Source organism: Micromonospora sp. NPDC049799, assembly GCF_040656655.1.
Classification (GTDB): domain Bacteria; phylum Actinomycetota; class Actinomycetes; order Mycobacteriales; family Micromonosporaceae; genus Micromonospora.
In genome coordinates this window covers 1-5871 of the sequence record NZ_JBFAMU010000311.1, presented here as the reverse complement: position 1 = coordinate 5871, position 5871 = coordinate 1, and the positions used below count along the sequence as shown (strand labels likewise).

Here is a 5871-nt window from a genome sequence, read left to right as displayed (position 1 = left end):
GCCGCGCTGGCCGGGGCGCTGCACACGGCCGCCGGGGTACGCACCGCCCGCAAGGCCGCCGACCCGGTCCGCCTCCAGGTGGACCCGCTCACCCTGTTCTGAGCGGTGTCGGCGGCCCGCCGCCGGGGTAGGGCAGGACAGGCGGGCCGGAACCGGGCGGCCGGTGTCGCGGTGCGTGACCGTCGCACCCCGTGTGCGGGAGGACGCTCCTCCCCGGGTGGTAGCATCGCCCGTCATGCCCGGGGCGTACGACCGAAACAGCCGGTGATCAGGGGTGGACCAGTCGTGACCGTTCGTCAATCGATCGTCTTCAACGGCGACCTCGGCAGCGGCAAGAGCACCGTTTCCGTGGAGATCGCCAAGCGGCTGGGCCTGCGCCGCGTGAGCGTCGGCGACCTCTACCGCCAGATGGCGCAGGAGCGGCAGATGACCGCTCTCCAGCTCAACCTGCACGCCGAGCTGGACCAGGCCGTCGACGGGTACGTCGACCAGCTCCAGCGGGACATCGCCGCGTCCGGCGAGTCGCTGGTCATGGACTCCCGGCTGGCCTGGCACTTCTTCACCGACGCGCTCAAGGTGCACATGATCACCGAGCCGGGCGAGGCGGCCCGCCGGGCGCTGCTGCGCCCCTCCGGGCCGGCCGAGAGCTACACCTCGCTGGAGGAGGCGAAGGCCAAGCTCCGGGAGCGCAGTGACAGCGAGCGCAACCGGTTCATCCTCCGGTACGGGGTGGACAAGGCCCGTCTGCGCAACTACGACCTGGTCTGCGACAGCACCCGCGCCACCCCCGCCGAGGTGATCACGCACATCATCGACGCGTACGAGGGTCGGCTCGGCGCGGACGTGCTGCGCGACAGCCCGCCGCTGCTGCTGCTCGACCCGGCCCGGGTGTACCCGACCGAGGACGTCTCGGCCCTGCGCGACCTGTGGGACACCGGCTTCGTCGGCGAGGTGGCCACCGCCGGCGACGAGGCGCTGAAGCCGTTGAAGATCGGCTACACCGGTGAGTACTTCTTCCTGGTGGACGGCCACCGCCGGCTCAGCGCCGCGCTCCAGAGCGGGTTCCACCTGGTGCCCGCCCTGCTGGTCGCCGAGGTGGACGAGCCGGTGGTCGGCGGGATGAGCGCGGTGGACTACTTCGCCGCCCAGGTCCGCCCCGGCCTCATCCACGACTGGGAGGCCGCCCACTCCATCACGCTGCCGCTGCCCGAGCACGCCCTGCTCGCCGCCGGCGACGCGGTTCTGGCCGGGGAGCCGGGCGCCGGCGCCTGAGCCGTCCGTCCGCACCGCCCTCCGGCCAGCCCGGTCCACCCTCCGGGTGCCGGTCCGACCCGCGCACGCTCTCGCCGCGCGGGGTCGCACGGCGTGCGGTCGGCGCGCATGATGGAGCCTCCCGACCCGATCGACGCGGGAGGCCGCTCATGGACGCCGCCGAGGCACTGACGCTGCTCATGTCGCCCGAGGGACGGGTCGACCCCTATCCGACGTACGAGCGGCTGCGCGCGTACGGGCCGGTGGTGCAGGCGGGGCCGGTCTTCTACGTGGTCACCGGCCACGCCGAGGCCGACGCGATCCTCCGGGACCCGGGGTTCGGGGTGCTCGACGACGCGTTGCGCGACCAGTTCCTGCCCGGCTGGCGGGAGAGCCCGGCGGTGGCGTCGATCTCCCGGTCGATGCTGCGCACCAACCCGCCCGACCACAGCCGGATGCGTCGGCTGGCGTCCGGGGCGTTCACCCCGCGCCGGATCGGGGCGATGCGGGACGTGGTGGAGGCGCAGGCCAACGACCTCGTCGACGCGATGGTCGCGCGCGCCGCCGCCGGCGAGCCGGTCGACTTCATGTCCGAGTTCGCGTACCCGCTGCCGGTGGGAGTGATCTGTGCGCTGCTCGGCGTCCCGGCGGAGGACCGGCCGCTGTTCCGTCGCTGGGCCGGCGACCTCACCGGCGTGCTGGAGCCGGAGATCACCGCCGAGGAGCTGGCCGTCGCCGACCGGGGCGCCACCGAGCTGCGTGACTACTTCGGCGAGCTGATCGCCGCCCGCCGCCGGGCACCCGCCGACGACCTGACCACCGCCCTGGTGCAGGTCCACGACACCGACGGGGACCGGCTCTCCGGCGACGAGCTGCTGGCCAACCTGGTGGTGCTGCTGGTCGCCGGCTTCGAGACCACCACCAACCTGCTCGGCAACGGCCTCGTCGTGCTGCTCGACCACCCCCGCGAGGCCGCCACGCTGCGCGACCGGCCGGACCTCGCCCCGGCGTACGTCGACGAACTGCTCCGCTTCGACTCCCCGGTGCAGCTGACGACCCGGGTCAGCGGCGTCGCCACCCAGTACGGCGACGTCGACGTGCCCGCCGGGAGCTGGGCGCTGCTGCTGCTCGGCGCGGCCAACCGGGACCCCCGGCGCTACCCCGAGCCGGAGCGTTTCGACCCGTGGCGACCGCAGGTCCACCCGCTGTCGTTCGGTGCCGGCCCGCACTACTGCCTCGGCGCCGGCCTGGCCCGGCTGGAGGCCCAGGTCGCCTTCCCACTGCTGTTGCGCCGGCTGCCCGGCCTGGCGCTGGCCGGCACGCCCCGGCACCGGACCCGCCTCACTCTGCGCGGCTACGACACCCTCCCGGTGACCATCGACGCGGAGGCGGCGGCCCCCCATCGTGGTACGCCGGCCGGAGCGGCCCGGCACACTCCGTAGACTGGTACGGCCCAGCTCGTCCCGCCCACGAAGGAGCCACCCCGAGTGACCGTCCAGCCCATCCGTCTGTTCGGGGATCCGGTGCTGCGCACGCCGGCCGATCCGGTGGTCGACTTCGACGCCGAGCTGCGTCGGCTCATCGCCGACCTCACCGACACGATGCGCGAGCAGAACGGGGCCGGTCTCGCGGCGCCGCAGCTCGGAGTGGGCCTGCGCGTGTTCACCTTCGACGTCGACGACGTGCTCGGCCACCTGGTCAACCCGGTGCTGGAGTTTCCCGACTCCGAGGAGCAGGACGGCCCCGAGGGGTGCCTGTCCATCCCCGGGCTCTACTTCGACACCAAGCGCCGCCAGAACGTGATCGCCAAGGGCTACAACGGCTACGGCGACCCGCTGCAGATCGTCGGCACCGGCCTGATGGCGCGCTGCGTGCAGCACGAGACGGACCACCTCGACGGCGTGCTCTTCGTCGACCGGCTCGACCCGGCCGGCCGCAAGGAGGCGATGAAGGCGATCCGCCAGGCGGACTGGTACGACCCGGCCGCCCCGCCGACGGTCAAGCTCAACCCGCACGCCTCCAGCAGTCCCTTCGGTCTGGGTCGGTGAAGCGGTGCGCGTGATCTTCGCCGGCACCCCGGCCGTCGCCGTCCCCGCCCTGGCCGCCGTCGCCGCCTCCGGGCACGAGCTGCTGGCGGTGGTGACCCGCCCCGACGCCCCGGCCGGCCGTGGCCGTGGCCTGTCCCGTTCCCCGGTCGGCGCGTGGGCCGACGAGCACGGGGTCGAGGTGCTCACCCCGGCCCGGCCCCGGGAGCCGGAGTTCCTGGCCCGCCTGCGCGAGCTGGCACCGGACTGCGTGCCGGTGGTCGCCTACGGCGCCCTGGTGCCGCCGGCCGCGCTGGAGATCCCCCGGCACGGGTGGATCAACCTGCACTTCTCGCTGCTGCCGGCCTGGCGCGGCGCCGCCCCGGTGCAGCACGCGGTGCTGCACGGCGACGAGGTGACCGGCGCCAGTGTCTTCCAGTTGGAGGAGGGGCTGGACACCGGCCCGGTCTTCGGCACCCTGACCGACGAGATCCGCCCCGGCGACACCTCCGGTGACCTGCTGGAACGGCTGGCCGAGTCCGGTGCCGGCCTGCTGGTCGCCGTCCTCGACGCGATCGGGGCTGGCACCGCCCGCGCCGAGCCGCAGCCAGCGGACGGCGTGTCCCTGGCGCCGAAGCTGACCGTGGAGGACGCCCGGGTCCGCTGGACCGACCCGGCCTTCGCGGTGGACCGCCGGGTCCGCGCCTGCACCCCCGCGCCCGGCCCGTGGACGACGTTCCGGGGGGAGCGGGTCAAGCTGGGCCCCGTCGACCCGGTGCCGGACGGCCCGGAGCTGAAGCCCGGTGAGCTGCTGGTGGAGAAGGCCCGGGTGCTGGTCGGCACGGCCACCACCCCCGTGCGCCTCGGCGAGGTGCGCGCGGCCGGCAAGCGGGCCATGCCGGCGACGGACTGGGCGCGCGGCGCCCGGGTCACCGCTGGCGAGGACCTCGCGTGACCGGGCCGTCGCAGGACCGGGAGGAGCGCCACTCCGCCGAGGGCGGGCGCGGTTCCTCCGGCTCGGGTGGGCGTGGCTTCTCCGGCTCGGGTGGGCGTGGTTTCTCCGGTTCCGGTGGGCGCGGCGAGGCCGCGTCGGATCGCGGACGTCCCTCGGGCGGTGCGCGCGGCGGCCCGCGCGGCGCGGACCGGCGTGACGGCGCCCGGCGGCCGGTGCGGCCCGCCGTGGACCTGCCCCGCCACGTCGCGTACGAGGCGATCGCGGCCGTGCACCGGGACGACGCGTACGCCAACCTGGTGCTCCCGGCGATCCTGCGGGACGCCGGACTCTACGGCCGGGACGCCGCGTTCGCCACCGAGCTGACCTACGGCACGCTGCGGCACCTCGGCACGCTGGACGCGATCCTGTCCGACGCCGCCGGCCGGGACGTGCAGCGCATCGACCCGCCGGTCCGGGACGCACTGCGGATCGGGGCGTACCAGCTGCTGCACACCCGGGTGCCGGCGCACGCCGCGGTGTCGTCCACGGTGGACCTGGTGAAGTCGGTGGGCCCGGGCGCGACCGGGTTCGCCAACGCCGTGATGCGCGAGGTGGCCGGCCGGGACTCCGACGCGTGGGTGGCGAAGCTGGCCCCGCCGATGGAGACCGACCCGGTCGGACACCTGGCCCTCGCGTACAGCCATCCGCAGTGGATCGTGCGGGCCTTCGCCGAGGCGCTCGGCGGCGACCTGGGGGAGACCGCCCGGCTGCTCATCGAGGACAACGAGCGTCCGCCGGTGCACCTGTGCGCCCGGCCTGGCCTCGCCGACCCGGTGGAACTGGCCGACGAGGTCGGCGGCGCACCCGGCGCGTTCTCCCCGTACGCGGTCTATCTCGGCGGCGGCGCTCCCGGCGACCTGCCGGCGCTGGCCCAGGGGCGCGCGCACGTGCAGGACGAGGGTTCCCAGCTGGTGGCCAACGCTCTCGCGGTGGCCCCGCTGGACGGGCCGGACGGCCGCTGGCTGGACCTGTGCGCCGGCCCGGGCGGAAAGTCCGGCCTGCTCGGCGCCCTGGCGGCGCAGCGCGGGGCGCGGCTCACGGCGGTGGAGGTGTCCGAGCACCGGGCCCGACTGGTCTCCCAGGCCACCCGGGACCTGCCGGTCACGGTGCTCAACGTCGACGGCCGGACGGTCGGCGCCGACCCGGAGCTGCCCGAGGAGCACTTCGACCGGGTGCTGGTCGACGCGCCGTGCACCGGGCTGGGCTCGCTGCGCCGGCGACCGGAGTCGCGCTGGCGACGCCAGCCGTCGGATCTGCCGCCGCTGACCCGGTTGCAGCGGGAACTGCTGGCCGCGGCGCTGCGGGCGGTCCGCCCCGGCGGCCTGGTGGCGTACGTGACCTGCTCCCCGCACACCGTGGAGACGCACGTGACGGTGACCGAGTCGGCCCGCCGCTCGGGGGTGCCGGTCGACTTCGTCGACGCCCGGCCCCTGCTGCCCGCCGGAATGCCCGGCCTCGGTGACGGGCCGACGGTTCAGCTCTGGCCGCACCGGCACGGCACCGACGCCATGCCCAGGGCGCGCAGCAGGTCGTACGTGGTGTCGCGGACGGTGGCCATTGTCTTCAGACGTTATCGCCGCTCAGGCGTCCCCCTCGGCGTTT

The 5871-nt window shown here is 75.1% G+C and carries 4 protein-coding genes and 1 pseudogene; all 5 read left to right on the top strand.

The annotated features are described in order from the left end of the window. Positions 1–285: 285 nt before the first annotated feature. Positions 286–1272, top strand: a complete 987-nt coding sequence (locus AB0I76_RS20765) for an AAA family ATPase (protein ID WP_357037827.1) — start codon at positions 286–288, stop codon at positions 1270–1272. Positions 1273–1421: 149 nt separating this feature from the next. Then, positions 1422–2693 (top strand): cytochrome P450, encoded by a 1272-nt coding sequence (locus tag AB0I76_RS20760; protein WP_357037825.1) that lies wholly within the window; start codon positions 1422–1424, stop codon positions 2691–2693. Between the two features lie 45 nt (positions 2694–2738). Then, a complete protein-coding gene (gene def / locus AB0I76_RS20755) occupies positions 2739–3299 on the top strand; it encodes a peptide deformylase (RefSeq protein WP_357037822.1) in 561 nt (186 codons plus the stop codon). 4 nt (positions 3300–3303) lie between these two features. After that, positions 3304–4230, top strand: a complete 927-nt coding sequence (gene fmt, locus AB0I76_RS20750) for a methionyl-tRNA formyltransferase (RefSeq protein ID WP_357037819.1) — start codon at positions 3304–3306, stop codon at positions 4228–4230. After that, positions 4227–5780, top strand: a pseudogene (locus AB0I76_RS20745) (transcription antitermination factor NusB); the annotation flags it as partial. The gene fmt and the pseudogene AB0I76_RS20745, both read left to right, overlap by 4 nt. Between the last annotated feature and the right edge of the window lie 91 nt (positions 5781–5871).